Below are 26,933 nucleotides of genomic sequence, written 5' to 3' on the forward strand. Positions count from 1 at the left end.
ATATCAGTCATTTTTTTACTACCCTTTAGAAGTAACCAGTGATAAAATATTGATGTATATCAAATAGTGAAAGGTTGTTATGATTTCTGAAAAACCTGCAACAAAGCGTATCCAATCAGGCGGTTGCGCGATTCATTGCCAAGATTGTAGCATTAGCCAACTGTGTATTCCGTTCACTCTAAATGAGTCTGAACTGGACCAGTTGGATCAAATCATCGAGCGTAAAAAGCCAATCCAAAAAGGCCAAGAGCTTTTTAAAGCAGGTGATGAGCTAAAATCTCTGTACGCTATCCGCTCTGGCACGATCAAGAGCTACACAATTACAGAACAAGGCGATGAGCAAATCACTGCGTTTCATTTAGCAGGTGACCTTGTAGGTTTCGACGCGATTACGGGTGACCTACACCCAAGTTTCGCTCAGGCACTTGAAACATCAATGGTTTGTGAGATCCCTTACGAAATCCTTGATGACCTGTCAGGAAAAATGCCTAAACTTCGTCAACAGATCATGCGTCTGATGAGTAACGAAATTAAAGGCGACCAAGAAATGATCCTTCTGCTTTCTAAAAAGAACGCAGAAGAACGTTTAGCTGCTTTCCTTTACAACCTATCAACGCGTTTCTCGCAACGTGGTTTTAGCCCTCGTGAGTTCCGTTTAACCATGACTCGTGGTGACATCGGTAACTACCTTGGCCTGACTGTTGAAACCATCAGTCGCCTACTTGGTCGCTTCCAGAAATCTGAGATTCTGAGTGTAAAAGGTAAGTACATCACCATCTTAGATCACGATGCATTGATGGAACTTGCTGGCGTTAGCAAAGACTAATTTGCCCTATCAATTGATGTAGCTCGAAAATGAGCTACATCATATTTCTTCTAAAATCCCTTCGAAAGTCCTCAAATTCTTCCTCAAACTGAGCTACAGTAAAAATGTACCTTGTGTACTCCAATATACTGATTTACCTTATATTCGGTATTTGGTTTTACAATAATAAGTGGGCTTAGATATGAGTATATACAGTAAGATCCTTGTTGTTGCTGACATCAATAACGATGAGCAGCCAGCACTTGCAAGAGCGGTTCAACTCGCTCGAAAAAGTGTATCCAGAAGCCGAATCACTTTCTTTCTGTCAATCTACGATTTTTCGTATGACATGACCTCAATGCTGTCGGTCGATGAAAGAGATGCTATGCGTCGCGGTGTTATCCACCAACGTGAACAATGGATGCGTAAGATAGCCCAACCGTATTTAGACGATAGCTTCGACTTTGATGTTTGTGTTGTTTGGCATAATCGCCCTTATGAAGCGATCATTGCTGAAGTCTTTGCTGGCGGCCACGACATCATTATTAAAGGAACGCGTAAGCACGATGTTCTAGAATCCGTCATCTTCACTCCTACAGATTGGCATTTGTTGCGTAAGTGCCCTATCCCTGTACTTCTAATTAAAAACGCTGATTGGCCTGAACATGCGAAGATTCTTGCGTCTGTTCATGTTGGTTCGGAAAATCCAACCCATATTGATTTGAACGATTCGATGGTAGAACGCCTTAAAGAAATCACCAATCGTCTCGATGCAGAACCTTATCTCGTCAATGCTTACCCAGTTACACCGGCGAATATCACGATTGAGTTGCCTGAGTTTGACCCAACGACGTACACAGACGCCGTTCGTGGCCATCACTTAACAGCAATGAAGGCACTTCGCCAAAAACACGGCTTGAATGAAGAGCAAACTATCGTTGAACAAGGCCTACCAGAAGACATCATTCCAGCAACGGCTGAAAAGCTGAATGCAGCAATGGTTATTCTTGGTACGACAGGTCGTACGGGGCTTTCTGCGGTGTTTATTGGTAACACAGCGGAGCATGTGATTGATAAAATCAATTGCGACGTACTGGCATTAAAACCAAACGGTTACATCAGTCCGCTCGATCCAAATACAGCGACATAACAGCGCTTGTTTTTGAAATAATATAGAAATGAAAATCCCCCAATTGTTGGGGGATTTTTTTATTCTGTTTACTGCCCTGGAGGCACGCAAATTAAAAAGGAGGCTCATTTAGCCTCCTTTTTTCGAATTAGATGTTGGTCACATCGATAAACATTGATTCATCAATGTTCGTCGAAGATACCACAGCTTCACTGAATTCGTATTCTTCGCGATTTCCTTCACGGTCCAGTGGAAGGTTTTCAAAGTCGAACAATTCACGGTCAGCAAGCTGGCTTGGGCTTACGTTCTGGATTGACTTGAAGATAGCTTCTACGCGACCAGGTGTTTTCTTGTCCCAATCGATAAGCATTGCTTTAATCGATTGACGTTGAAGGTTCTCTTGAGAGCCACACAGGTTACAAGGAATGATTGGGAACTCTTTGTGCTCAGCGTACTTGATTAAGTCTTTCTCACGACAGTATGTCAGTGGACGAATCACAACGTTACGGCCATCATCTGAACGAAGCTTTGGAGGCATCGCTTTAAGACGAGAACCATGGAACATGTTCAAGAACATAGTCTCAACAATATCATCCATGTGGTGACCAAGTGCTAGTTTCGTCGCACCGATCTTCTCTGCGAATGAGTAAAGCGTACCACGACGAAGACGTGAACATAGACCACACGTTGTTTTGCCTTCTGGCACTTTCTCTTTAACCACTGAGTAAGTGTCCTTGTCTACGATGTAGTAAGGAATGTTCAGCGTTTCAAAGTAATCTGGGAGAATGTGCTCAGGGAAACCAGGCTGTTTCTGGTCGAGGTTAACTGCAACCACTTCAAACTTGATCGGTGCTGCCTTTTGTAGATTCAACAGGATATCAAGCATCGCAAATGAATCTTTACCACCACTAATACATGCCATTACAACATCGCCTTCTTCGATCATGTTGTAATCAGTAATGGCATTTCCAACATTTCTTCTTAGGCGTTTCTGAAGCTTGTTGAATTCTAGGGTTTCTTTTCTTGTATCTACTTGGTTCATTGCGGGCTCTCACATCGCCGATAAATCGACTAGGGCTTCCTAACATGGGTTTCTATGGGGCGTGGATTATACGAGCTTTTTGCGCAGGATTAAATGTTTGTGTGACCGAGTCGTCAATAAATGCACTCTAAAACAGCGCGATGGGCAATAAAAACAAAAAAGAGCCGCCAAGGCAGCTCTTTCAAAATCAAATCACGATTACTTTTTCGCGTTGGGTAGATAAGGCAGAACGCGAGTCGTTGGTTGAGGAAGCGTCATATGTCCGCCTTCACCAATATCACTCAGTGCGACTTGAACTTGACCATTCACTATGGCTTTTTCTGTGCCATTGGAGAATGTAATGGTGTCATTCAACTCGTCAGCAAATTCCATCGTCACGCCTTGAACCTCTGGAGTGAACCAACTTGCAAACATGCCGCCTAGGTCTTCAAGCAGAGCCTGCATTTGAGGCATCAACGGCATAAGCTGCTCGTAGGTTACGTTACCCTGTAGCGCTTCTTTAGTCATCACGACTAAAGAGTAATCACAGCGCGTGTCTTTTGGTGTTTGAACGAAGACAAGAGGGTTTGCTGACTTTAAGTTCTTGTCGATCGGAATTGGAAGCTCTTTAGAAGCCGGAATCACAAACTCTTCGTAGTGTTCTTCTTTTTCCATCCATGCTTTTTCTATCTCACACAATTTCTTAGTGTCTGCGTCGACAAAGAACACACCAACTTTAACGTCGTCATGCCCTTCTTTCGCATTGTTCTTCAATTGTGTGTAGAGCTTAGAATACGTAAACATGTATTCTTGCGCGTGAGTTGCAGGCGATGCTAAGACCAGTACCGCACTGCCTAGTAAACTTAGGCTTAACTTCTTCATCCGATCCGTTATTTCTTCTATTGTGTCCAGTAAGCGTTATTGTGACGAATCATCGCACGTAAGTCATTAACGTAAGCGATGCCACGTTCGGAATACGCGAGCAAACCATGAGTTAGCTCCGATGCCGTCGCCACAGATAACAAATCCTTGTGTTTCTCTGCTAAGTTAGCACGAATGTCGCGTAAATCAGCGTAAGCACGGTTGCGATTCACATTCATAAAGTAGCCGTGCACCGACTCTTGTACTGTGTCGAATTTTTCTACTTCATGCGTTTTTCCTGCCCCACGATGTGCCGGGACAATTCCGCAGCCCTTCTTATAACACCATTGACCAAACAAGTTGTTTGCTTGAGTGGCAAAACGAGAGGTTCCCCACGCAGATTCATTGGCGGCTTGGGTTAAAACCAACGCTTCAGGTAACACGTTGACACGCTTGAGCATTTCATCCAACCAAGCTTGTGTGACTGTATCGTCCTTCAATGGATAGGAATAAAGTGCAGCCAAACGTTCAGCGTAAGAGGTCTGCTCAGAGCCAACTTCTCCAATTTTCAGAGACGTTAAGAATGCGCGCTCTTTCTCGATACGTTGATTCTCTAACGCAATTTTCGGGCGCAGAAAGTCGAAGAAGGCGGTCTTCTTATCTTTCGTGTCCTTAATCGAGTTGAAATCAGGAATATCACCAATATAAGGAAGGTTCGACAAATCCAAGTGATTAACAGGACCATGCACCGCTTGGGAATCAGCAGTATTGCGATATACGCGGTCGTAGTGCAAATATGGTCCAACAGAAACAAAAGTGGCGGCTATTGTGATAGCCGCCACTCGTAAACTCATTGACTTTAAAGAATTAGGCATCAAACACCTGAGAGTTACCATCGTGATCGTTATCATTTTGCTGTGTTGCTACGATCTTCAACTTAATCCCAAACATTTCGCGGTACAGAATCCCCTTCAAATGGAAGAAGAACGGCAGCACGAAGATCAAGCCAATTCCGTAGAACATTGCAGCAACAATAAACATCAACATCACGCCTAAGTAAAGCCCTGCGACGACAAAAAGCTTCTTGTTGATGGCACGAAGTGACAAAAGAAGTGACTGCATAGGTGGCACTCTTTTCTCACAAATCAATAAGATAGAATGGCTAAATGCTAGAGAAAGGTACAGAGATAACAACGGGAAAATCATTCCTGCTACGCCCTGCATCATCAAGCTAAACAACGTAGCTAGAATCACTGGAACGGTAAACTGAAGACCTTTGCCCACATGGCGCACTTTCGTCTTAAGACCTGCTACGTGACTCATCGCCATTAGACTAATGCCAGCGTAAATAGGTGCACTGATCACTTCGTAACTGAAGTTAGCCACATAAATAGCGGATACGATGTCAGCAGTAAAAGACTCTGGAGTTTGGATTGCATCAAGAATGACTGCGGGATCACCCAATTGAAGCTGCAAAGCAATATAGAAAATGCCCAACTGAACGAAGAGCAATAGAATGATCGCTGGTGAGAAGGACAGAAACTGTTGAATGGTAGTGCGCCAAGCTTCACTAAAAACAGCACCTGCCTTCAGTTCATACTTGCCAGAAAGAGCTCGCTCTACACTCCCTCCAAGGTTGAAATCTTTCTCAAAATCGTTGTTCATATTTTATCCAAGGCTAACTTGTAAAATTTTTTCTGGAAAACCAGTTAATTAATAAGGGCGTCATTATAAAGAAATCTTGCCAAGTCTAAAATCAGATCTCGGCTTCAATACTTGCAATCTTTGCTATTTGGTCGATAATTAACCACTCGCAAATCCATGAAATTGAAAACATTTGCACAAGAAATCAATACCTCACCTATATATAGCGGAAATGCAAATACCCCTATAAAAACAGTATGGTAAGGAATGTTTACTTTTGCCTGCAAAATTTTTTCTGTTTCAAGATAAGAAAATGCTTTGATTTCACAATTTTGGTGATTATGATGCGCGCCTCAAAAGTGAATGACTTATGTCACATCAATTGGATACACCCCAATTTGAACGTGGGAGAAATACAGACGTTGAACGCTAAACAGCAAGCAGGAAAGCCAGTAGTTCGTCTATCTGGTATTAGCAAAAGTTTCGATGGTAAGGAAATCATCGGTAATTTAAATCTGGATGTTAATCATGGTGAGTTTCTGACGATTCTTGGTCCTTCTGGTTGTGGTAAAACAACGGTTTTACGCATGATCGCGGGCTTTGAGACGGCAGATAACGGTCAAATCGTACTAGATGACCAAGATGTAACACAGGTTCCTGCAGAGCAAAGGCACGTCAACACGGTATTTCAGAGTTACGCACTCTTCCCTCATATGACCGTATTTGAAAACGTTGCTTTTGGTCTTCGCATGCAGAAAACACCTGCTGCAGAGATCGAGCCACGAGTTATGGATGCGCTACGCATGGTTCGCCTAGAAAAAATGGCACAGCGTAAGCCTCACCAACTTTCAGGTGGTCAGCAACAACGTATCGCAATTGCGCGTGCGGTTGTTAACAAACCAAAAGTACTGCTGCTAGATGAATCTCTATCTGCGCTTGATTACAAACTACGTAAGCAAATGCAAATCGAGCTTAAACAGCTTCAGCGTCAACTTGGTATTACCTTTATCTTCGTTACGCACGATCAGGAAGAAGCTCTATCGATGTCTGACCGCATTATTGTTATGCGTGACGGTGTTATCGAACAAGACGGCTCTCCACGTGAGATTTACGAAGAGCCTAAGAGCCTATTTGTTGCTCGCTTTATCGGTGAGATCAACGTATTCAATGCAACCATGCTAGAGCGTATCGACGAGAAACGTATCCGTGCAGAAATCGAAGGCGTTGAATCCGTTGTTTACTACGATCAAGAAGCACAAGCCGGTGACAAACTACAAGTACTACTTCGCCCAGAAGACTTACGCATCGAAGAGATCAAAGAGTCTGAAGAAAAAGGCATCGTAGGTCACGTAACAGAGCGTACCTATAAAGGTATGACGCTTGATTCAGTTATCCAGTTGGATTCAGGCATGCGCGTGATGGTAAGCGAATTCTTTAACGAAGATGATCCAGATGTGGACCACTCACTCGGCCAGAAAGTCGCTATTACTTGGGTTGAGAGCTGGGAGGTAGTACTAAATGATAAGCAAGAAGCTTAATCTTCAGAACGCGATCATTACCCTAATCGTTGGCTGGCTAACACTGTTTGTGTTAATACCAAACCTAATGATTATCGGTACGAGTTTCTTGACGCGTGATGAAGCGAACCTAATTGAATTAACGTTTACTTTCGACAACTACCTTCGCCTACTCGATCCTCTGTATGCAAAAGTGCTGATGCACTCTTTCTACATGGCGATCATCGCAACTTTGTTGTGTTTGGTGATTGGTTATCCATTTGCTTACATCGTAGCGAAAATGCCTGAAAAATGGCGTCCGTTCATGTTGTTCTTGGTGATTGTACCGTTTTGGACTAACTCTCTGATCCGTACTTATGGTCTTAAGATTGTTCTAGGTACTCAGGGCATTTTGAACAAATCTTTGATGGCAATGGAAATCATCGATAAGCCGATGCGTTTAATGTATACCGAAACAGCAGTAATGATCGGTCTTGTGTACATCTTGCTTCCATTTATGATTTTGCCGCTTTACTCGGCAATCGAGAAGTTAGACAACACATACATCGAGGCCGCAAAAGACCTTGGTGCGAACAAGTTCCAAACCATTACTAAAGTGATTCTACCTCTGACAATGCCTGGCATTATCGGTGGTTGTTTGTTGGTTCTGCTACCTGCACTAGGTATGTTCTACATCTCTGACCTTCTTGGCGGCGCGAAGAACCTACTGATCGGTAACGTTATTAAGAGCCAGGTATTGAACGCTCGTGACTGGCCATTTGGTGCTGCGACCAGTATCGCCCTCACCTTCGCAATGGCTGTGATGCTTTACGCTTACTACAGAGCAGGCAAACTATTGAATAAGAAAGTGGAGCTAGACTAATGGGACGCACAGTTAGATTTAGCTTTATGGCGCTGGTATATGCATTTTTGTATCTGCCAATCATCGTCTTAATTGTTAACTCATTTAATGCCAACAAATTTGGTATGAAATGGGGTGGTTTTACCACCAAGTGGTACGAAACCTTAGTTAATAACGACAGCCTAATGCAGGCTGCATGGCATTCATTGAACGTCGCGGTATTTTCTGCAACAGCTGCTACTATTATTGGTAGTTTGACAGCAGTTGCCCTATTCCGTTACTCGTTCAAAGGTAAAGGAGCGGTAAACGGCATGCTGTTTGTCGTAATGATGTCTCCAGATATTGTAATGGCGATTTCATTGCTTGCTCTGTTCCTAGTATTAGGCGCACAGCTTGGCTTCTTTACTCTATTGATTGCTCACATCACCTTCTGTCTGCCGTTTGTTGTGGTAACAGTGTACAGCCGCTTAAATGGCTTTGATGTGAAGATGTTGGAAGCAGCAAAAGACCTTGGCGCAAGCGAATGGGTAATCTTGAAGCAGATCATCCTTCCTCTTGCTAAGCCAGCGGTTGCTGCGGGTTGGCTACTGAGCTTTACCCTGTCTCTGGACGATGTAATTATTAGCTCGTTCGTAACAGGCCCAACATACGAAATCCTACCATTGAAGATTTACTCAATGGTTAAGGTGGGTATTTCACCGGAAGTGAACGCCCTTGCAACGGTGATGTTGATTGTTTCTTTGGTCTTGGTAGTGATTTCTCAGTTGCTAGCAAGAGAAAAAGTGAAGTAGAATCCGCACCCGTTAAAATCACGAAACAGAATGGTTACATGCCATTCTGTTTTTCTATCTATCGTCCAAAATTGGACAACGTTTGGTTTGGAGCTAACGTCAATGAAAAAATGGGCTACTCTATTAGCTGGTAGTGCATGTGCGCTTTCTCTGTTCTCTGGTACAGCGGCAGCGGATGATAAAGAATTAGTATTTATGAACTGGGGTCCTTACATCAACAGTAATATCCTAGAGCAATTTACTAAAGAAACTGGCATCAAAGTGATCTACTCGACTTACGAGTCGAACGAGACTTTGTATGCAAAGCTAAAAACTCATAACCAAGGTTATGACCTAGTAGTACCTTCAACGTACTTCGTAGCGAAGATGCGTGATGAAGGCATGCTACAAAAGATCGATAAGACTAAGCTGAAGAACTTCGGCAACCTAGACAAGAACTACCTAGACAAGCCTTACGATCCAAATAACGACTACTCTATTCCTCACGTTGTGGCGATTACAGGTCTAGCGGTGAACGCTGACATGTACGATCCAAATGACTTCCAAAGCTGGGCTGACCTATGGAAACCTGAGCTTGAAGGTCAAGTAATGCTAATGGATGACACTCGTGAAGTGTTCCACATTGCGCTACGCAAACTAGGTTACTCTGGTAACTCTACGGATCCAAAGCAAATCGATGAAGCGTACGCTGAGCTACAAAAGCTAATGCCTAACGTTCTAGTATTTAACTCTGACAACCCAGGTGCACCATACATGTCTGGCGAAGTTGGCGTTGGTATGCTTTGGAACGGTAGCGCAGCAGCAGCTCAAAACGAAGGTATGAACCTGAAGCTTGTATTCCCTAAAGAAGGGGGTATCGGCTGGGTTGATAACTTCGCAATCTCTTCTGGTGCGAAGAACGTAGAAGCAGCTCACAAGATGATCGACTTCCTACTACGTCCAGAAATCGCAGAGCAAATCTCGGCTGATACGGGTTACCTAACAGCAGTTGCAGAATCTAACGCTAAGTTCAAAGACGTTGCGCCACTGTTCCCTTCTCAAGAAGATCTTGACCGCGTTGAATGGCAAGATTCTGTTGGCGACATGACAGTGAAGTACGAAGATTACTTCCTAAAGCTTAAAGCGGGTCAATAATCGCTTAATAAGCCATCTAGTAAATGAAAATAGGCAGCAATACGCTGCCTATTTTTGTAATTGACTGATATAATTACACGTTGCTAGGTTTATTTGCTACGGCTATGAACATTATCGTCTCTCGAAGTCATAACGCTCATCATTCGTACTCCAAATAAACGGGATTGTGCTTATCGCAACTTGGCTCAAATCGATTTCTGTTACTAGTATTGATTTGTCCTATTGCTGAACAAAACGGAAATAAAATGAAAAGTAAATTCTACGCAAGCGCACTGTGTGCGGCGACGCTAATCGCTACCCCTGCAATGGCTGCTGATCAAGAACTGTATTTCTACAACTGGTCGGAATACATTCCAAACGAAGTTCTTGAAGACTTTACAAAAGAAACTGGCATCAAAGTTATCTACTCTACGTACGAGTCTAACGAAAGCATGTACGCGAAGTTGAAAACTCAAGGTTCTGGTTACGACTTGGTAGTACCGTCTACCTATTTCGTATCTAAAATGCGTAAAGAAGGCATGCTGCAAAAGATCGACAAAGAGAAACTGTCTCACTTTGCTGATCTAGACACCAACTTCCTGAACAAACCGTTCGACCCGAACAACAACTACTCTATCCCATACATTTGGGGTGCGACTGGTATTGGTATCAATGCTGACATGCTAGACAAATCGTCTGTTTCTAAATGGGATGATTTCTGGGATAGCAAGTGGGAAGGTCAACTAATGCTGATGGATGATTCTCGTGAAGTATTCCACATTGCATTGACTAAGCTTGGTTACTCACCAAACACGACTAACCCAGACGAAATCAAAGCGGCTTACGAAGAGCTGAAAAAACTGATGCCAAACGTATTGGTATTTAACTCAGACTTCCCAGCAAACCCATACCTAGCAGGTGAAGTATCGCTTGGTATGCTTTGGAATGGCTCAGCTTACATGGCTCGTCAAGAAGGCGCGAACATCGATATCATCTGGCCAGAAAAAGGCACTATCTTCTGGATGGACAGCCTAGCAATCCCAGCTGGCGCGAAGAACGTTGATGCTGCTCATAAGATGATCGACTTCCTACTACGTCCTGAGAACGCAGCTAAGATCGCACTAGAGATTGGTTACCCTACTCCTGTGAAAACAGCGCACGCTCTACTACCGAAAGAATTTGCTAACGATCCAAGCATCTTCCCACCACAAGAAGTGATGGACAGCGGTACATGGCAAGACGAAGTTGGTGAAGCAAGCGTGCTTTACGATGAGTACTTCCAAAAGCTAAAAGTAGACAACTAATAATTCTGTCGAAATAGTTTAGAAAAGCGGCTTCGGTCGCTTTTCTTGTATCTGAAACTTACTATTTGTATCTCCAGCTACCCTGCTCAAATTACCAAGCTCCAGAATACAAAGTTTCAAAATACAAAGCACCAAAATACAAAAAAGCATCGAATCACTTCGATGCCTTTCTTATATGGGTACTCTACCAACTTGTTTAAGCGTTAGTTTCGTTTTCCAGAGCAAGAATCTCGTCAACCAGTTTTGGCACTTCGATGCTTGCTTTACCGTAACGCTTCTCTTCAAACTCACTCTCGACGGCACTTGGTTCTAAGTTGATTTCAATGGTATGCGCACCGTGCATCTTTGCGTCATGTACAAAGCCTGCGGCTGGATAGACGACACCAGATGTACCGATAGATATAAATAGATCTGCTTCTTCCAATGCCGCGTAGATCTCTCCCATGCGCAGTGGCATTTCACCAAACCAAACAATGTGTGGGCGCATTTGCGAAGGAATTTGGCAGCAATGGCATAACTCGCCAGTTTCAATGTCTTCTGAATGCTCGATAACTTGATTGGATTCACTACAACGCGCTTTAAGCAATTCACCATGCATGTGAATAATATTGGCACTGCCGCCTCTCTCGTGCAGATTGTCGATGTTTTGAGTGATGATAGTCACATTGCCTTCCAACTGCTCCTCTAAGCGCCCTAGTGCGATATGAGCAGCATTAGGCTTAATATCCTCGCCCTGCAGTTTTTTGCGACGTTGATTATAGAATGATTGAACAAGATCGGGATCGCGTGCAAACCCTTCTGGTGTCGCAACGTCCTCAATGCGGTGATTCTCCCAAAGACCATCTTGAGCTCGAAATGTTTGAATACCAGACTCAGCTGAGATGCCTGCGCCAGTAAGTACTACAATATTTCTATAAGGGAAATTCATAACCTATCCTTGTTGTTCTTTTTCATTAGCTTAACACTGAACGAATAACAACAGTAGTAATATGGATTAGACCATGGTCGTAGTGGTCTTAATTAGAATGATAAAATGAGAGGAAAAACAATGAGACGTGTATCTCTTGTCCTTATGTTATTAGGTACTTTAGCAGGGTGTCAGCTTACAAATGTTGAGGGTGAGTTCGATGATGTAAAAGTCAAAGTAAGCACCAATGATGATAATAAGCATCCAGGTCATGGCGGAGATTTCTGCCCACCAGGTCAAGCAAAGAAAGGAAACTGTTAACTCGACTTTGCTTGTTTGAACGATATAAAAAACCCTCGATCAATGTCGAGGGTTTTGCATTTTTACGGACCGTTTTTTTGACTTCTCTGCAACGCTATAAGATTTACAGGTTTGGACCTGTAGACGGTCTGTGCGGCATGTTATTGCGCAGTTGGTTCATACCCTGGTACATGCGTAAGAACCACACAAGAATTGCCAACGCAGCAAACAGCATACCAATCCAAGGGATAAAGTACGCAACAGAATCTAACAACGTACTGTGCATCCAGTAGTCGCTCACACCAATCAAAACACCATTTGATGTTGCTACCGTAACGATAAGTACAACAAAGAACGTTAGGTATAGGAAGAAAGTACGAATCAAGCCGTAGTAATGTGAGTTCACTACGTCGCTGTCTTCGCCTTTATCCAAGCGGTAGCCCGCGTAAATGATTGCGACAACGCCTGAGATCAAAAACGTAAACGGGGTCAAACAACTCAGGATGTACGCAACCCAAATCCCGTTATGAGGTTTGTTCATTCGCTTTCGCTCCTTTTGGTTCCGTGTTTGCCGTACCTGTTTCGCCCATCGCTTCTTTGGATTTCACTTCTTCGTACCAAAGATCGTGGTGTTCTTTCGCCCATGTCTCGTCAACTTCACCGGTAACCATACCTTCTAACGCACCTTCCATACCGAATAGACCGATGTAGATGTGGAAGATAAAGCCACAGATTAGAATCAGTGCCGAAATCGCGTGAACAAGGTTAGACAATTCCATATCGCGACGAGTTTGGCCGAAAATTGGGAAATCCAGAATTAAGCCACTCACCGCAGCGATAGCACCAAAGAAGATCAACAACCAGTAGATCGCCTTTTCACCACCGTTCGAGAAACCAGCTGATGGGTGCGTACCTTTATGTTTACCAACCATGCCGCCCATTTTCATGAACCAACGGATGTCTGTCATGTTAGGGATAGATTTGCGCCACCATTTCAGTAGAACAAACATCAGCAAGATGAAGAACAGCGGACCCATGTAGTTATGGTACTGCTTCGCCAACATGACGATGAAGCCCCAGAACTCAGTGGGTACGTACGGCTTCAAGAAGTGCTTACCGTAAACCAGCATCAAACCACTGAATGCCAGCGTTAAGAAGGTAAACGCCATGCTCCAGTGTAGTGCACGGTCTAGTCGAGACCAGCGTTTCATCTTCTTGCCAGTACGTGGCTTGCTTAGCATCAGAGGACCAACGAACACGTAAGCCATGATAACCATTGCGATACTGCCGAAAATCGCGACAGCGCCCGCAGGAGACATCCATTTCTCTTTAAGAATGTACCAAGTCTCACCCGGAGTACTGATCAGCACACCGTGTTCCGCTGATTTCGACGTGGTATAGCCTTCTTGCCCCTCTTTGACCTGACGCCAGAAGTCTGCACCTGCAAGTTGTGTCATCTCCTGTTGTACTACTGGAGATGTGTCTTCTTGCGCAGACGCTGGCATCGCAAAGGTCAGCAGTAATGCTGTCATCATCGACAGCATTACAAGAGACGCACGTTTAAGAGTATTTAACATGTGTCTCTCCTACTTAGCTTTTGGTTGCGTCGTAAGAAAGATCGTTACCGTCTGTCCAACCTGCGTTTTTCGCACCGCGCTCAACCACACGTTGACGGAAGATATCAGAAACTTTCTCTGCATCACCCGCTAGCAGTGCTTTTGTTGAACATAGTGACGCACACATAGGTAGCTTACCTTCAGCAATACGGTTCGCGCCGTACTTCTCACGCTCTTCTAGAGAACCTGGTTCTGTGTTTGGACCACCTGCACAGAAAGTACATTTGTCCATTTTGCCACGCTCACCGAACGACGCTTGTTTCGGGAACTGAGGCGCACCGAATGGACAAGCGAACAGACAGTAACCACAACCGATACAAAGATCTTTGTTATGAAGAACGATGCCGTCTTCTGTGTGCTCGAAACAGTCAGCCGGACAAACTGCCATACAAGGCGCATCGGTACAGTGCATACAAGCAACAGAGATTGAGTTTTCACCTGGTTCACCGTCGTTCAGTGTTACCACGCGACGACGTTGAATGCCCCACTCAAGCGCATCATCGTTTTCGTTCTTACATGCAGTAACACAGCCGTTACACTCGATACAGCGTTTGGTGTCACATAGGAATTTCATTCGTGCCATTGTCAGACTCCTTACGCTTTACGAATGTTACATAGGGTTACTTTAGTTTCCTGCATCAAAGTAACAGGGTCGTAACCGTAAGTGGTTGCCGTGTTGGCTGCTTCACCAACAACATAAGGATCCGTACCTTCTGGGTACTTAGGACGTAGGTCTTCACCTTCGAACTTACCGCCGAAGTGGAACGGAATGAACGCCAGACCCGGTTTAACACGACGAGTGACCATCGCTTTCACCTTGATGCGGCCTTTCTCTGCACCTTCAACCCAAACGTCATCGCCATCTTTGAAGCCAAGATCGTTTGCGTCTTTCGGGTTCACTTCAACGAACATTTCTTGTTGAAGTTCAGCAAGCCATGGGTTTGAACGTGTTTCTTCACCACCACCTTCGTACTCAACCAAGCGACCAGAAGTCAGGATGATTGGGTATTCGCCAGACTTGTCTTCTTTCTGGATAGACTTGTAAAGCGTTGGCACGCGGAAGATTGCTTCTTTGTCGTCCCAAGTTGGGTAATCCGTTACAAGGTCACGACGTGGCGTGTATAGCGGCTCACGGTGTAGCGGTACGCGGTCTGGGAATGTCCAAACAATCGCACGCGCTTTCGCGTTACCAAACGGGATACAACCGTGCTTGATTGCTACGCGTTGAATACCGCCAGACAGGTCAGTTTTCCAGTTTTTACCTTCCGCTGCTGCTTTTTCTTCAGCCGTTAGGTCGTCCCACCAACCAAGCTGTTTGATTAGCTTGTCAGAGAACTCTGGGTAACCGTCTTTGATTTCACAGCCTTTTGAGTAGCTGTCTTCAGCAAGTAGGCTTTGACCTTCGAATTCAACACCGAAACGCGTACGGAAGTTACCGCCACCTTCTGCAACCGTCTTTGACGTATCGTACAGAATGTGTGTACCTGGGTGCTTCATCTCTGGTGTGCCCCAACATGGCCAAGGTAGACCGTAAGTCTCACCATTCACAGGGCCGCCTTCTGCTTCTAGAGACGTCTTGTGGAATGTGTGCCAGTTTTGTTGGTGCGCTTTTAGACGCTCTGGGCTTTGACCTGTGTAACCGATCGTCCACATGCCTTTGTTGAATTCGCGAGTGATGTCTTCAATCACTGGCTGGTTGTTCTCAACACGGATATTTTTGAACAGCAGATCTTCATAACCGAGCTTCTTAGTTAGCAGGTACATGATTTCGTGGTCAGGTTTAGATTCGAACAATGGCTCGATAACCTGATCACGCCACTGAAGTGAGCGGTTAGATGCTGTCACACTGCCGTGTGTTTCGAACTGAGTTGTTGCAGGAAGTAGGTAAACGCCGTCAGTACGATCGTTCATTACCGCTGCGACTGTTGGGTATGGGTCAACAATAACCATCATATCCAGCTTCTGCATCGCTTTCTTCATCTCAGGACCACGAGTCTGAGAGTTTACTGCGTGACCCCAGTAGAACATTGCACGGATGTTTTCACGTTGACGAATGTTGTCTTTGTTTTCAAGAACGCCATCCACCCAACGAGATACAGGGATACCTGCACTGTTCATTGGTTTTTGACCGCCGTAAGCGTTGTCATCGAAACGACCTTTGATCCATTCGTAATCGATTTCCCACACTTTCGACCAGTGACGCCAAGAACCTTCAGATAGACCGTAGTAGCCCGGTAGCGTGTCAGATAGTACGCCAAGGTCAGTTGCGCCCTGTACGTTGTCGTGGCCACGGAAGATGTTTGCACCGCCACCTGATTTACCGATGTTACCTAGCGCAAGCTCAAGTACACAGTAAGCACGAGTGTTGTTGTTACCAGTCGTATGCTGAGTACCACCCATACACCAAACGATACAACCCGGACGGTTTTCAGAAAGCAGTTTCGCTGTTTGGTAAACTTCAGACTCAGGAACGCCAGTTACGCGCTCAACTTCTGCTGGTGTCCATTTCGCTACTTCTGCACGGATTTCATCCATACCAAATACACGTTGACGAATGAACTCTTTGTCTTCCCAGTTATTCGCAAAGACATGCCACAGCACGCCCCAAATAAACGCAACGTCAGAACCCGGACGTAGAGACACGTAGTGATCCGATTTTGCAGCGGTACGAGTACGACGAGGATCCGCAACAACGATCTTACAGTTGTTCTTCTCTTTCGCGATCAGGATGTGCTGCATCGCAACAGGGTGCGCTTCTGCAGGGTTTGAACCAATGAACAGCATCGACTTACAGTTGTGCATGTCATTGAAAGAGTTGGTCATCGCACCGTAACCCCAGGTGTTTGCTACACCTGCTACGGTTGTTGAGTGACAGATACGCGCTTGGTGGTCAACGTTGTTGGTACCCCAAAGTGACGCCATCTTACGGAACATGTACGCTTGTTCGTTGTTGTGCTTCGCACTACCCAACCAGTAAACTGAATCTGGCCCCGACTCTTTGCGGATGTCCATCACCTTGTTACCGATTTCTTCGATCGCTTGATCCCAAGAAAGCTTTTTCCACTTACCGTTTTCAAGCTTCATTGGGTATTTCAGACGACGCTCACCGTGACCGTGTTCGCGCAGCGCTGCGCCTTTTGCACAGTGTCCACCAGCGTTGAATGGGTGGTCGAATGCAGGCTCTTGGCCTGTCCACACGCCGTTTTGAACTTCAGCGTAGATACCACAACCTACAGAACAGTGAGAACAGATGGTACGTTTTACCTCTGTTTTCGCTTCTGGATCCACCGATTTAGCTTGTGCTTTTTTCATCATGCCCGGTGCAAAAAGACTTGCACCTACAACCGCACCACCAGCAGCAAGCGAGGTGTTTTTCATGAATGCACGGCGAGAAACGCCAAGCTGATTGGTTTCTTTGCTCACACTGTCGGAGCGTTTGACAAGTTTCATCCGTTATCTCCTAAAGTGTGTCGTAGTAATCGCGAATGTGTTGAGTTTCACGATACCCTGTCTTCTTCACGTCTTTTTCAGAAGGCTCAACCGTTTCTGAAGCGCTTGCCACTTTTGTTGTTCCAGCGACAACCGCACCAGCTACGGCTGCAGTCGTTAAGCCTTTCAGGAGATCCCTACGGCTTGTGTTTATTTCTATATTATCTTTCATCATTGCTTCCTTACCTTACGGTAGATCTTTGGAGGCTATTGCCCCTCTATCGATATGACCAAGTACTGCTCGATTACTCGTAATCAGTGACGTTTTTCACATCAATTTTTAATTTGTGCTTACTGCTTTTGGTGTTCACGCTAAAGCGCACTTGTTCCAGTGTTAAGAACGCCTCACACAGTTGAGCAGCTGGCTTATAAAAGTTCGCGCTCTCTGCGTTTTCTAGTTGCTGAGTGAAAGAGTTAAACCAAGGTGCGATGTGTTTGTTAAACACCGCTTGTTGAAGGTCTTCTTCTTCACCCGTTAGCATCGACATCACTTCACAAAGTGCTGCGATGTGGTCTTCCGGCTCTTTCACATTTTCATCGCGCTCGAAACCAAGCAGTTCCAAATCGTGACGAATTTCAGCCAGTGGTTTTTCCATCATTGCACCCGTCATGTGCCATGAGCCAAATGGCATCACTTCACCACGACCGATACCAATGAAAAGATCTTGGTATTCATCTTCTAGCGCTTCACGGTTGGAATCTTTTGCCGCTTGCTGAAGTGCAATCCACGCTTTTTGCATTGCGCTTTCTGATGGTTCAACTTCTAGAGAAGTCAGGAACTCGATCATCTCTTCACTTGGTGCGCTACGGAAAAGCGCAGACAAAACCAAGTAGATCTCTGTTCTCAGTGTTTGTTCTTGTTCTCGTTGTGTATCCACTGCGAGCTCCTAGTATTTCAATTGTTTCATTGGGTCTTCTGCCATCGACTCAAACATGTCGATCACACGGCAGTCTTCACACATCGCGATACGATTGATCGCCGCTTCATCGGAGAAATGAGAGTGACCGCGTAACTTGTTTTGTAGCATGTCGATCATAGACTGAGGTGCGAATGGCTTATGACAGCGAATACATTCCGCGGCTTTCTCTTCGTGAATCACAACCGCTTTTTGGCGCTCTTCTTTCACCCAGTTCATGCGTGGTGTTAGAGTCAGAACTTTCTCTGGACATGCCTTTTCACACAAACCACATTGAATACAATCTTGTTCAACGAATTTAAGTGATGGAGATTCACCATCGGTATGAAGTGCACGTGTTGGACAAACCGCCACACAGCTCATACACAACGTACAATCTTTGCTTTCACAAGAAACATTGCCGTAAGGCGCGTTCGCAGGCAGTTCAACAATGTTCTCAACCGGAATACGAGAAGAAGACATCGCATCAAGCGCAGTAAACAAACGTTGACGCTTGTTACCTTGAAGATCGCCAAGGGCAAGGTCGAATGAATCTGTACATAGTGTTGGAGGACCTTCACGAAGCGATTCCAAGTAAAGGATATCGATGGTCTCTTTTGCGATACCAAGTTGGTCCAATAGCTCTTGCGCAATACCCACTTCGTTGTTCAAAACACGAATAATGGTTTGTGGCATAAAGCGAGAAGCTGCAAATAGCACTTGCGTCGCGCCATTAACTAGAGCGGCGAACCATGTATCGATACCGATAGAAGGCAGCTCTTCAACCACAATTGGAATCACGTTATCTGGTAGCGCTTTCAGTGCCATCACATTGTAAGTCTCGTGACGAGAGCTACAGATAAGAACGATAGGATCGAGACCGCCCGCTTGCTCGTAGTTCGCTAGCGTGCGTTCAATGAATTTTTGCGTATCTTCAGGATTAGGTAGCGCGTAATGAATCGCTTCTGTCGGACAAGCCGTTGCACAAGTACCCACTCCCTGACATAGGTATGGGTTAATCTCGATGCGATGACCGGTTTTATCGCTGCCTTCACTTGATAATGCGCCAGCAGGACAAGCATCTACACAACGCTCACAACCTTTTACGCCACGAGAACTGTGCGCACATAGGTCAGTATCCAGACGGAAGAATTTTGGCTTATCAAACGTACCCATTAATGTTGGGATCTCTTCTAGCGCTTCAGCCAGTTTTGGATAACCGCGTCCCACTGGGTAGTAACCCGGAACCGGAACCTCTTCTGACATACAGCTGCTTAGACAAAGATCGAGAACAACATCGAAACAATCACTATTGATAGCGACTTTTGCTAGGTTGCTTGTTAGACCGTTATTTTCGATAAGTACTTCAAACGTACCTAGGAAACCAGAAACCTGAACTGAGTTTGCAAAGTACAGTTCTGGATTGGTGCCTTTCTCTCCGTCTGTAGAAAGAAGTGTCAGGCTGTTCATTTGAGATAGCTGCGCGGCTGCACTCTCAATGATGGCAGTCGGTCCAACAATCAGTGTATTACCGCCACTCTCGTAGCTCACCGTTGGTGGAATAAGATTGGTCAACTCTACGGTATTCTCAAACGCATACAGACGCGCCTTACCGTTATTGGAAGTTGCTTGTTCTAATAGTTGTTTCAACATTGCTCAGTTCCATTTATACGCATGGATAGTTTCTTCCATCTTTCATTGTAGTTAGCGCAGGCGATTCTGCTGATTAACTCGTCAGTAACTACCCCTTTTAGGTAGTCCAATACTTGTTATCGCTGCCTGTTAGGCAAATGATCTAACTTCAACAAGAATGGTAATGATCAACAGATAGCAAATGTCGTGCCAATTAAATATCAGCTAATTTTCAATAGGTTAGGTATTTATCTTAGAAATAGTAGGGATAAAAAAAACCGACTGGGACATTTTGTCTCAGCCGGTTCATTGAGCGTTTAGTCAAAATGTACCTATTCTTTGTGTGGTATATTTTGTCCCACCTCTTCTGAGGCTAATTTTGTCTCTAGAATATCACTTTTATTAGATACTGTGTTTATATCCAGCTCTTTTTGTTCTTCGGGAATTTCGGCACCTTCAGCAAGTTCTACATCAGCCGATTCAATATCACTTTCTTCACGAGATTCCGTTGATTGTGTCGTTTCTTCTGCTGGTTCTTCTTCCGTTTTCTCTTTTACCCAATCACGAAGTGTTTCAGCCACCCCTTCAGAAAGCGACTTGAGGTTACTGTAGTCATCGTCGTAATCATCCAAACCATCGCGAACGTTAAACTCTTCTGACAAGAACATCTTACGCAGTGCGGCTTTCTTAACGCTCTCTGAAGCCTCAGACACCAATAACTGCGCTACAGACATCTCTTCAGGAGCAGTAGTTTCACTGGATGTCTCTTGAGATTCAGTCTCTATGGCAGAAGCTTCGGTAGCCAATGTTTGCGCTTCAGTGCTTAATTCTTCATGAGCTTGCGCGGTTTCTGGTTCAGTAGATTCAACAGAGCCCACAACCTTCGCGTCTGTAGGCTCGGTTGTCGTTTCTTCTAACTTACGTTTCGACCAACGGCTAAAAAAACTAGTTGCCATTTGCTCTGCCCGCTCCTTTGCGTTTCTTACGTCTTACTTCTAACAACTCACCGTGACGCCCAATAAAGGCTTCCATCCAAGCTTGAACGGCTAACGGCATATCATTTGATAATACTAGGTTATCGCCATCCATATATTGCGCAGCGACGGTTTGAGACGCCGTAAGCAATTGAATCGTCGGCGTATCACTAGAATCAAGATTGTCCATTACCAAGAAAAGCTTTGGCTGTTGCGAGCTCAGGTTAAAGCGGTAATCGGTGCGCTCGTCTTTGTGCAGCTGCAACAAGCACACGTGTTGAGTGTTTTCGGTTGGGTTAATTTCAAATCCCGTCAGTTGCCATTGGGTTGTAACCCAAATACCAGTACTGATCTCATGTTGTACAAGATCCACGCCTATTGGCCATAAATCTTCATTTTTCTCGAACTGTTTCTTATCCGACATAACTCACCCAATTTGTTCTATGTTGGCTTTAAGACAGAAAAGGACATTTTGTACTTTGCTTTCAACCATTTTCGCGGTACAAAGCAATAAACGCGCCAAATTGAGCCTAATCTTCACCAAGCTCTTAAGTTCAAAACTAGTAGAAATTCAAATTTGCACCTGTGTCATTGATGCGATATCGCAGAATTAACCCAGAATCAAATCAATGCCTCGCAATTTCCAACATAACAGCTATTTTGGAATGAGAATTGCTTTGTAAGCAGCGTTAAGACGAATAGACCCATTAATGAGAGCGTGCATTGGCTCTCTCATTCATTAGGACATGACTGTGGTAAAACCAAACATTATTAAAACCAGTGAAAATCCCCTACAGACCATCGAAGTAGAAGTGTTTGACGAATACGGTGAAAAGCTGACTAAACAGATCGCCTGTGAGCGTCCTCTTACAGTGATGTTGAACTGGAAGGAAGTCGTTACGCTAATGACGCTTGGCTCTCGCCCTGAAGCGCTTGTGTTGGGTTATTTGAAGAACCAGAGCTTCTTGTCTGATCCTGAAGCTATTGAATCAGTCATTATTGATTGGGAAACCCACTCAGCTGCGGTTATCACCAAAGAAAATACTGAGCACCTAGAAGGCGCGTTGAAGAAGAAGACGGTTACCTCAGGTTGTGGTCAAGGCACTATGTACGGCAACGTGATGAAGCAGCTTGAAGATTACCAAGTGCCACAAGTACCTTTGAAGCAATCTGAAATCTACGCGGCGCTTGAAGCATTGACGCATTACAACGATACCTACAAAAAAGCAGGTGCGGTGCATGGCTGTGCGGTATGTAAAGGCAATGAAGTGCTGTCTTTTGTGGAAGATGTTGGTCGTCACAACGCAGTTGATACGCTAGCGGGTGAAATGTGGCTTAATCAAGAGACAGGTGAAGATAAAATTTTCTACACAACGGGGCGCCTTACATCAGAGATGGTGATTAAAGTGGCGCAGATGGGCATTCCAGTTTTGCTGTCTCGCTCTGGCGTTACGCAAATGGGCTTAGATCTAGCCAAGAAGTTTGGCATTACCACTATCGCTCGTGCTAAAGGCTTACGCTTCCAAGTCTTTACTGGAGCAGAGAAGGTTGAGTTTGACATAAAGGGTAACTCGTAACGGCTCTATCACTCAGACTTGCAATACACCTCCAATATACTATTAGTTTTATATGTGACATCTCATTATGAATTGCGGTGCACAAATTAAACGTCAATAGCTAGGGAGGTGTCCATGCCAGGGTCACCAATACTTGAACGACTTACCAATCTATCCATCCGAGCAAAACTTACATCCATTATTGTCATTCTTCTCATAGGAATTTCTGGATACGCCTATATTGAGCAAGCGAGCTTTGAAAGACTTGATTCCCTGAGGCACGCAATCGAGGTTAATCAGCTCAGCGAAATAGAACTCCTCACCCTACGCAGGCATGAAAAAGACTTTCTTGCTCGTCATGATCCCAAATACCTTTCAAGATTTAGTAAAACCTTTCAAGAGCTCGAGGTGTCTCTGGATGAACTGAATACGTTTATCACACAAAATGCACCGCAATACAATTCAACTATCCAAGAAGCTCAAAGCCGTATTTTTGAGTATCAACGACAATTCAAAGAGCTGAGTAACGAAGTAACAAAACTCTACACACCAAACGGCTTTTATGCACAGTTGGCAAAAGCACGCGAAGAGCTAAAGAGAGCGACAATAGACACACACAGCGCACAAGCAAAAATCGCCTACTTAGAGTTAGTTGAGTTGGATTATCAATATCTTTCCCAGCCTTCTATGAACCTTGGCCAGCGTCTCATTTCAAAAGCCTCAGATTTAGTTAATATAGAAGCCGTGACTTTCCCTTCTCTTGAACACTCTTCACGCCTGTATTTATCTTCCCTAACATCTTTAGTCTCAAGTTTTGAGCGTATTGGCTATACCCCTAGTTTAGGCTTCAGTGGGGCATTAAGAAGTAATGTCCACCTCTTAGAGCAACAGCTATTTGATCTACAAAAGAACATTGAAGTAATGGCCAAAAATGCACAACAAGAAGTTCAGTTCCAACTTCATATGATTGGAGCGTTCATCGCACTGTTCGTATCGACATTGCTTATCTTACTATCTGTGACCATATCGAGACGCTTGAATGCAATCACACATATGATGAACAACATTTCATCAGGTGATGGTGATTTGACCGTAAGAATGGAAGCGAGAGGCAAAGATGAGTTGGGACAATTGGCTCAGTCCTTTGACTTCTTCATAGAAAAAATACACAACAATATGATTGAGCTCGCTGCAGTGCTGGAGATTCTTAAAGTAAGTGCTTCAACGTGTAAGCACAGCGCAAACAAGAGCATGAATAATAGCCAATTGCAAAAGGTCGAAGCGGAGTCTGTCGCAACTGCGGTCAATGAGTTGGTGATGACGAGTAATGAGATCAACAACAATATCGATGCTGCGGCGCAAACAGCAAGCGAAGTTCGTCGTAGTGCAATAGAAACTCTTTCTTTAACTGAGCAATCGAAACAGAGCACAACAACCCTAATGGAGCATATCCATGCCTCCAAATCTACTGTTGAAGATTTGGAAGGCCAAAGCCAAGAGATCAACCATATCGTCTCCTCTATTCAGCGTATTGCAGAACAAACAAACTTACTCGCACTTAATGCGGCTATTGAAGCAGCGCGAGCTGGTGATAGTGGACGAGGATTCGCAGTCGTGGCCGATGAAGTAAGACAATTGGCAATACTTACCAATGATTCGACCCATCAAATTGAAACCACGATTGGTCAGCTTGGCATGGGTGTGCAACAAGCCGTAAACATGATGCAAACCAGTTTCGAGCAAGCCGAAGAAACCAATTCGATCAGTTTAAAAGCTCAAGGCTCAATAGAGTCAATCACTACGCAAGTGGATACCTTATTCGATATGAATTCCCAAATATCCGCTGCATCCGAAGAACAAAGCACAGTGTCTAGTGAGATTGACCGTAATATTACCCAAATCGCGGTACTAGCCAGTGAGACCCATCAACTCGTTGCCCAATCTTCTACATCGAGTAACGAGGTTGAGAGCGTAAGTTCAAGATTACAAACGCTACTTGGTCAATTTAAGTATTGATGGAAAAAGCATAGCTACGGGGAAGTTCAGCGCTTCCCCGTTCTATTTACTTAACGCCAGTTGACTACTGTTCAGTTCAGTTTTCCTTTGCTTACGCACTGCCATATTAGAATCCAAATACACGATAAAATCGTTGTTAACACTCTTCCCACAATATTCTTCTGATAGCTCTTCCGTGGTAATCCCTGACCAACTAGAGAAGAAACACTCAAAGTAAAACAGAGAAAGTGGTCGATGATTAATATCAGGAATATTTCGCTTTCCCGTGAAGAAAAATGGTACGTATAGAGACTCGATATCCGGTGGAGTTCTGACGTCGTGTTTAAGCGGTAAATCTCCGTGAGGAGAACCAAGCCCGTGATCGGAGAAAAAGACATATTCTCCGCCCGCTTTTTTCACCATCTCAATGATCTCAGCCTGCAAAAAGTCAGTGTATAAAACGCTGTTATCGTATTGGTCGAGTCTCTTGTCTCCCGAGCTAAAAGAATCAAAATCCGCAGGGTAGCGATCGGAGAAGTTCATATGAGAGCCATAGAAATGTAGGATGATTAATTTACGTTGAGAGCGCTGTTCAAGTGCTGCGGATAATTGCTCAATTAAGACATCATCATACAGAGCCCCTCCTTCTTCCTTTGATGCAAAGTATTGGGTGTCCGCTTGCTGAGCGAGTGTTGAGATTGAAAAGTCCCACTGACCGAACTGCGCTTGATTCGACAACCAGAAAGTTTGATAACCTGCCGCCTTTGCAAGAAGAATAATTGATTGTGAGAAGTTAGGCATATTGCCAGTTTTCGTTAGCATCGCTGGTATCGCCCCCCAAGTATTACTCCCTGCCGCATACGGTTGATTTACGACCGTCAACTGGCTCTTGATGGCATCGAGTTTTGGAGTCGTCTTTCTCTCATAACCATACAAACTCATGTTACCGGCTCGAAGAGACTCTCCTATGCCAATAACAAGAACCTTTGGCGCCTCCGTTGATACTTCCACATTCGTCCAAGTTGCCGCATTATCGGTTTGCAGTGTCATCAGACTTACAGAGTCTTTAATAGCAATCACGCTTTGAAAGGTCGGAAAACGTAAAGACAATTTATGGATGGTGTATTCAGCTGCTGTGTAAGAATACGAGTACCCGCGCGCTGTACCTTTGTTGATATAGTCTGCAAATTCATTACCACTGTATACCTTGGGGATCTGAACAAGAAAAGGTAACAACAGATATATCGAACCGGCATAGAGAGAGCGTCGCCACCATTTGCTTGCCGTTATCGCCGAGCTAAGTAACCCAAGTGCGATAACCCAAAGTACAGTACTCAGTATTTCCCAGCCATGCTCAGCGACAAAGCTCGCAGACTCTTCAGTAGGTGCATTGAACACGCTGAAGATCGTACTAATCGAAAGTGGTGCTTGGTAGGCCAAGTGTGTAAAAAACACGATACCTAGGAAAAGCACAACCAACCATTTTAATGGCTTAAAGACGTTTAATGTCACCACTAAACCAAAGAGCAATATGGATTGAAATAGTACGTGTATCAGTGCCTTTACAATCGAGACGTGAAACTTATCGATATTCGTTACGTAGGCGAAAGTGATGCACGCAACCATGACGACAACGCATACAAGGGACTGCGAGCGAACCAAACGAGATGGACTCATGACTCACCTCCTTGTTGGTGACAATAAGAAAACTGCGAATATATGGGGATATCGGTTAGAACAACCTTGATGTTGGGGTGCTCTATTTTCCTTATCGCCATTGGCTGATTCACAGTAAACAGTAAAGTAGGAATGTCGAAAAAAGCAATGCGAAATCGGTCTGTGTAATAGGAGATGTCGGTTGAGACCGCCGTAAACCAACCTAACCAATACTTAATATGCGTTTTGACCCCATAGACAACGTACTGCCAGTCACTGACGTCATCATTTAAGTTTAACCAATAGCTCGTATTGAAACCTTGGTGCGTGAAAGTAGACAGCGCGCGTTCATTGACAGACTCGATGACGATTTGTCTCCGGCTAATATTGGGGTCAGCAAGACTAACCAAGCGCACCAACGCAGCGTTACGATCATCGATATTAAGTCGATACAGATTTTTAAAATCCAACCAATATTGTGTACCACTACCAAAGGTGGTAAATACCGATTCTAAAGTCAGCTCTTGCTCTCTTGGTTCCGGTTCATGCTTAACCAAAAAACGTTGCTGAGCTGGGTCGAAGAACACATCAATTTCAATCCCCCTCGCTCCCGCTTTCAGCGCTTCATTAAATGCTGAAATGGTATTTTCTTCCGCACTTACAGTAAGCCCCCTATGTGCCCAAACCTCTGTGCAGTTTTGCCAATACGTTTGTACTTGAGACGCAGAATAAGCAAACCATGCCAGCATTGGCACTAAGCATGTCAACAGCATGAGCACAACGGCTTTGACTTTCACGCCTGCTCTATGATTCGGCATATATTCTCGTCCCTATTCTCATTTTGAATTTCAAAATACGAGAAAGCTCGAAGGTTCGCTTTCTAAGT

Annotated in this window: 25 protein-coding genes and 1 pseudogene; 10 read left to right on the forward strand and 16 right to left on the reverse strand. The window is 44.5% G+C overall.

The genetic code is table 11. The features are described 5' to 3' along the window. The first annotated feature begins 79 nt into the window (after positions 1-79). On the forward strand, positions 80-826 hold the full coding sequence (locus tag KHO06_RS09630) for an FNR family transcription factor (protein WP_005429849.1): 747 nt from the start codon (positions 80-82) through the stop codon (positions 824-826). Between the two features lie 181 nt (positions 827-1,007). Next, a complete protein-coding gene (uspE, locus tag KHO06_RS09635; RefSeq protein WP_212581436.1) occupies positions 1,008-1,955 on the forward strand; it encodes a universal stress protein UspE in 948 nt (315 codons plus the stop codon). A 127-nt stretch (positions 1,956-2,082) separates the two neighbouring features. Here uspE and ttcA read toward each other — a convergent pair whose 3' ends face one another. The 4 genes from ttcA to KHO06_RS09655 form a co-directional block, all read right to left on the reverse strand. Beyond that, entirely contained in the window at positions 2,083-2,976 is an 894-nt protein-coding gene (ttcA, locus tag KHO06_RS09640; RefSeq protein ID WP_005441601.1) for a tRNA 2-thiocytidine(32) synthetase TtcA, read from the reverse strand. A gap of 198 nt (positions 2,977-3,174) precedes the next feature. After that, positions 3,175-3,837: a DUF2987 domain-containing protein gene (locus KHO06_RS09645; protein ID WP_212581437.1), complete on the reverse strand. Its 663-nt coding sequence runs from the start codon at positions 3,835-3,837 to the stop codon at positions 3,175-3,177. A 17-nt stretch (positions 3,838-3,854) separates the two neighbouring features. Further along, a complete protein-coding gene (locus tag KHO06_RS09650) occupies positions 3,855-4,691 on the reverse strand; it encodes a glucosaminidase domain-containing protein (RefSeq protein ID WP_212581438.1) in 837 nt (278 codons plus the stop codon). Beyond that, complete coding sequence (locus KHO06_RS09655) at positions 4,684-5,481, reverse strand: hypothetical protein (protein WP_005528450.1); 798 nt, start codon at positions 5,479-5,481, stop codon at positions 4,684-4,686. The genes KHO06_RS09650 and KHO06_RS09655 overlap by 8 nt, the downstream gene beginning before the upstream one ends. A 323-nt stretch (positions 5,482-5,804) precedes the next feature. Here KHO06_RS09655 and potA point away from each other — a divergent pair, with 323 nt between their 5' ends. From potA to KHO06_RS09680, 5 genes are all read left to right on the forward strand, one after another. Continuing rightward, the gene (potA, locus tag KHO06_RS09660) at positions 5,805-6,998 is read left to right on the forward strand and encodes a spermidine/putrescine ABC transporter ATP-binding protein PotA (protein WP_244858404.1); all 1,194 of its coding nucleotides are present in this window, start codon (positions 5,805-5,807) and stop codon (positions 6,996-6,998) included. Continuing rightward, a complete protein-coding gene (gene potB / locus KHO06_RS09665; RefSeq protein WP_038890247.1) occupies positions 6,979-7,839 on the forward strand; it encodes a spermidine/putrescine ABC transporter permease PotB in 861 nt (286 codons plus the stop codon). The genes potA and potB overlap by 20 nt, the downstream gene beginning before the upstream one ends. After that, entirely contained in the window at positions 7,839-8,609 is a 771-nt protein-coding gene (gene potC, locus KHO06_RS09670; protein WP_005389180.1) for a spermidine/putrescine ABC transporter permease PotC, read from the forward strand. Before potB ends, potC begins: the two co-directional genes overlap by 1 nt. A gap of 102 nt (positions 8,610-8,711) precedes the next feature. Then, positions 8,712-9,743 carry an extracellular solute-binding protein gene (locus KHO06_RS09675; RefSeq protein ID WP_009706099.1) on the forward strand — a complete coding sequence of 344 codons (1,032 nt, stop codon included), beginning with the start codon at positions 8,712-8,714 and terminating at the stop codon, positions 9,741-9,743. A gap of 245 nt (positions 9,744-9,988) precedes the next feature. Further along, positions 9,989-11,026, forward strand: a complete 1,038-nt coding sequence (locus KHO06_RS09680; protein WP_038890245.1) for an extracellular solute-binding protein — start codon at positions 9,989-9,991, stop codon at positions 11,024-11,026. 196 nt (positions 11,027-11,222) lie between these two features. Here the strand turns inward: KHO06_RS09680 and cobB are convergent, their stop codons facing one another. Further along, positions 11,223-11,954, reverse strand: coding sequence for a Sir2 family NAD+-dependent deacetylase (gene cobB, locus KHO06_RS09685; protein WP_038890244.1), 732 nt, complete (start codon positions 11,952-11,954; stop codon positions 11,223-11,225). Between the two features lie 120 nt (positions 11,955-12,074). Here cobB and KHO06_RS09690 point away from each other — a divergent pair, with 120 nt between their 5' ends. After that, positions 12,075-12,254: a hypothetical protein gene (locus KHO06_RS09690; RefSeq protein WP_045374047.1), complete on the forward strand. Its 180-nt coding sequence runs from the start codon at positions 12,075-12,077 to the stop codon at positions 12,252-12,254. 103 nt (positions 12,255-12,357) lie between these two features. Here KHO06_RS09690 and KHO06_RS09695 read toward each other — a convergent pair whose 3' ends face one another. From KHO06_RS09695 to KHO06_RS09735, 9 genes and pseudogenes are all read right to left on the reverse strand, one after another. Continuing rightward, on the reverse strand, positions 12,358-12,774 hold the full coding sequence (locus KHO06_RS09695; protein WP_005427687.1) for a membrane protein: 417 nt from the start codon (positions 12,772-12,774) through the stop codon (positions 12,358-12,360). A 61-nt stretch (positions 12,775-12,835) separates the two neighbouring features. Further along, positions 12,836-13,810: pseudogene (locus KHO06_RS09700) on the reverse strand (formate dehydrogenase subunit gamma); the annotation flags it as partial. A gap of 13 nt (positions 13,811-13,823) precedes the next feature. Beyond that, positions 13,824-14,432 carry a formate dehydrogenase FDH3 subunit beta gene (fdh3B, locus tag KHO06_RS09705; protein ID WP_005427693.1) on the reverse strand — a complete coding sequence of 203 codons (609 nt, stop codon included), beginning with the start codon at positions 14,430-14,432 and terminating at the stop codon, positions 13,824-13,826. An 11-nt stretch (positions 14,433-14,443) separates the two neighbouring features. Next, positions 14,444-17,299: a formate dehydrogenase subunit alpha gene (locus KHO06_RS09710; RefSeq protein ID WP_045452372.1), complete on the reverse strand. Its 2,856-nt coding sequence runs from the start codon at positions 17,297-17,299 to the stop codon at positions 14,444-14,446. A gap of 10 nt (positions 17,300-17,309) precedes the next feature. Further along, positions 17,310-17,510, reverse strand: a complete 201-nt coding sequence (locus KHO06_RS09715) for a twin-arginine translocation signal domain-containing protein (protein WP_212582467.1) — start codon at positions 17,508-17,510, stop codon at positions 17,310-17,312. Between the two features lie 73 nt (positions 17,511-17,583). Then, positions 17,584-18,216: a molecular chaperone gene (locus tag KHO06_RS09720; RefSeq protein WP_005441574.1), complete on the reverse strand. Its 633-nt coding sequence runs from the start codon at positions 18,214-18,216 to the stop codon at positions 17,584-17,586. A gap of 9 nt (positions 18,217-18,225) precedes the next feature. After that, positions 18,226-19,887: a 4Fe-4S dicluster domain-containing protein gene (locus KHO06_RS09725; protein ID WP_005427682.1), complete on the reverse strand. Its 1,662-nt coding sequence runs from the start codon at positions 19,885-19,887 to the stop codon at positions 18,226-18,228. Positions 19,888-20,198: 311 nt separating this feature from the next. Then, on the reverse strand, positions 20,199-20,822 hold the full coding sequence (locus KHO06_RS09730) for a DUF3306 domain-containing protein (RefSeq protein ID WP_212581439.1): 624 nt from the start codon (positions 20,820-20,822) through the stop codon (positions 20,199-20,201). Further along, a complete protein-coding gene (locus tag KHO06_RS09735; protein ID WP_212581440.1) occupies positions 20,812-21,264 on the reverse strand; it encodes a DUF3305 domain-containing protein in 453 nt (150 codons plus the stop codon). The genes KHO06_RS09730 and KHO06_RS09735 overlap by 11 nt, the downstream gene beginning before the upstream one ends. 328 nt (positions 21,265-21,592) lie before the next feature. Here KHO06_RS09735 and KHO06_RS09740 point away from each other — a divergent pair, with 328 nt between their 5' ends. Both KHO06_RS09740 and KHO06_RS09745 read left to right on the forward strand, forming a co-directional pair. After that, positions 21,593-22,417 carry a formate dehydrogenase accessory sulfurtransferase FdhD gene (locus tag KHO06_RS09740; protein WP_212581441.1) on the forward strand — a complete coding sequence of 275 codons (825 nt, stop codon included), beginning with the start codon at positions 21,593-21,595 and terminating at the stop codon, positions 22,415-22,417. A 387-nt stretch (positions 22,418-22,804) separates the two neighbouring features. Then, complete coding sequence (locus KHO06_RS09745) at positions 22,805-24,412, forward strand: methyl-accepting chemotaxis protein (RefSeq protein WP_212581442.1); 1,608 nt, start codon at positions 22,805-22,807, stop codon at positions 24,410-24,412. A 42-nt stretch (positions 24,413-24,454) separates the two neighbouring features. Here the strand turns inward: KHO06_RS09745 and KHO06_RS09750 are convergent, their stop codons facing one another. After that, the gene (locus KHO06_RS09750; RefSeq protein WP_212581443.1) at positions 24,455-26,068 is read right to left on the reverse strand and encodes a sulfatase-like hydrolase/transferase; all 1,614 of its coding nucleotides are present in this window, start codon (positions 26,066-26,068) and stop codon (positions 24,455-24,457) included. After that, positions 26,065-26,865, reverse strand: coding sequence for a glycerophosphodiester phosphodiesterase family protein (locus KHO06_RS09755; protein ID WP_212581444.1), 801 nt, complete (start codon positions 26,863-26,865; stop codon positions 26,065-26,067). The genes KHO06_RS09750 and KHO06_RS09755 overlap by 4 nt, the downstream gene beginning before the upstream one ends. Between the last annotated feature and the right edge of the window lie 68 nt (positions 26,866-26,933).

The sequence above is a fragment of the Vibrio sp. B1FIG11 genome (genome assembly GCF_905175335.1).
Classification (GTDB): domain Bacteria; phylum Pseudomonadota; class Gammaproteobacteria; order Enterobacterales; family Vibrionaceae; genus Vibrio; species Vibrio campbellii.

Excerpts from the sequence above, each read along its gene's own strand:
- KHO06_RS09630 (WP_005429849.1), top strand. The coding sequence starts at position 80 with ATGATTTCTGAAAAACCTGCAACAAAGCGTATCCAATCAGGCGGTTGC.
- uspE (WP_212581436.1), top strand. The coding sequence starts at position 1,008 with ATGAGTATATACAGTAAGATCCTTGTTGTTGCTGACATCAATAACGAT.
- ttcA (WP_005441601.1), bottom strand. The coding sequence starts at position 2,976 with ATGAACCAAGTAGATACAAGAAAAGAAACCCTAGAATTCAACAAGCTT.
- KHO06_RS09645 (WP_212581437.1), bottom strand. The coding sequence starts at position 3,837 with ATGAAGAAGTTAAGCCTAAGTTTACTAGGCAGTGCGGTACTGGTCTTA.
- KHO06_RS09650 (WP_212581438.1), bottom strand. The coding sequence starts at position 4,691 with ATGCCTAATTCTTTAAAGTCAATGAGTTTACGAGTGGCGGCTATCACA.
- KHO06_RS09655 (WP_005528450.1), bottom strand. The coding sequence starts at position 5,481 with ATGAACAACGATTTTGAGAAAGATTTCAACCTTGGAGGGAGTGTAGAG.
- potA (WP_244858404.1), top strand. The coding sequence starts at position 5,805 with ATGCGCGCCTCAAAAGTGAATGACTTATGTCACATCAATTGGATACAC.
- potB (WP_038890247.1), top strand. The coding sequence starts at position 6,979 with ATGATAAGCAAGAAGCTTAATCTTCAGAACGCGATCATTACCCTAATC.
- potC (WP_005389180.1), top strand. The coding sequence starts at position 7,839 with ATGGGACGCACAGTTAGATTTAGCTTTATGGCGCTGGTATATGCATTT.
- KHO06_RS09675 (WP_009706099.1), top strand. The coding sequence starts at position 8,712 with ATGAAAAAATGGGCTACTCTATTAGCTGGTAGTGCATGTGCGCTTTCT.
- KHO06_RS09680 (WP_038890245.1), top strand. The coding sequence starts at position 9,989 with ATGAAAAGTAAATTCTACGCAAGCGCACTGTGTGCGGCGACGCTAATC.
- cobB (WP_038890244.1), bottom strand. The coding sequence starts at position 11,954 with ATGAATTTCCCTTATAGAAATATTGTAGTACTTACTGGCGCAGGCATC.
- KHO06_RS09690 (WP_045374047.1), top strand. The coding sequence starts at position 12,075 with ATGAGACGTGTATCTCTTGTCCTTATGTTATTAGGTACTTTAGCAGGG.
- KHO06_RS09695 (WP_005427687.1), bottom strand. The coding sequence starts at position 12,774 with ATGAACAAACCTCATAACGGGATTTGGGTTGCGTACATCCTGAGTTGT.
- fdh3B (WP_005427693.1), bottom strand. The coding sequence starts at position 14,432 with ATGGCACGAATGAAATTCCTATGTGACACCAAACGCTGTATCGAGTGT.
- KHO06_RS09710 (WP_045452372.1), bottom strand. The coding sequence starts at position 17,299 with ATGAAACTTGTCAAACGCTCCGACAGTGTGAGCAAAGAAACCAATCAG.
- KHO06_RS09715 (WP_212582467.1), bottom strand. The coding sequence starts at position 17,510 with ATGAAAGATAATATAGAAATAAACACAAGCCGTAGGGATCTCCTGAAA.
- KHO06_RS09725 (WP_005427682.1), bottom strand. The coding sequence starts at position 19,887 with ATGTTGAAACAACTATTAGAACAAGCAACTTCCAATAACGGTAAGGCG.
- KHO06_RS09730 (WP_212581439.1), bottom strand. The coding sequence starts at position 20,822 with ATGGCAACTAGTTTTTTTAGCCGTTGGTCGAAACGTAAGTTAGAAGAA.
- KHO06_RS09735 (WP_212581440.1), bottom strand. The coding sequence starts at position 21,264 with ATGTCGGATAAGAAACAGTTCGAGAAAAATGAAGATTTATGGCCAATA.
- KHO06_RS09750 (WP_212581443.1), bottom strand. The coding sequence starts at position 26,068 with ATGAGTCCATCTCGTTTGGTTCGCTCGCAGTCCCTTGTATGCGTTGTC.
- KHO06_RS09755 (WP_212581444.1), bottom strand. The coding sequence starts at position 26,865 with ATGCCGAATCATAGAGCAGGCGTGAAAGTCAAAGCCGTTGTGCTCATG.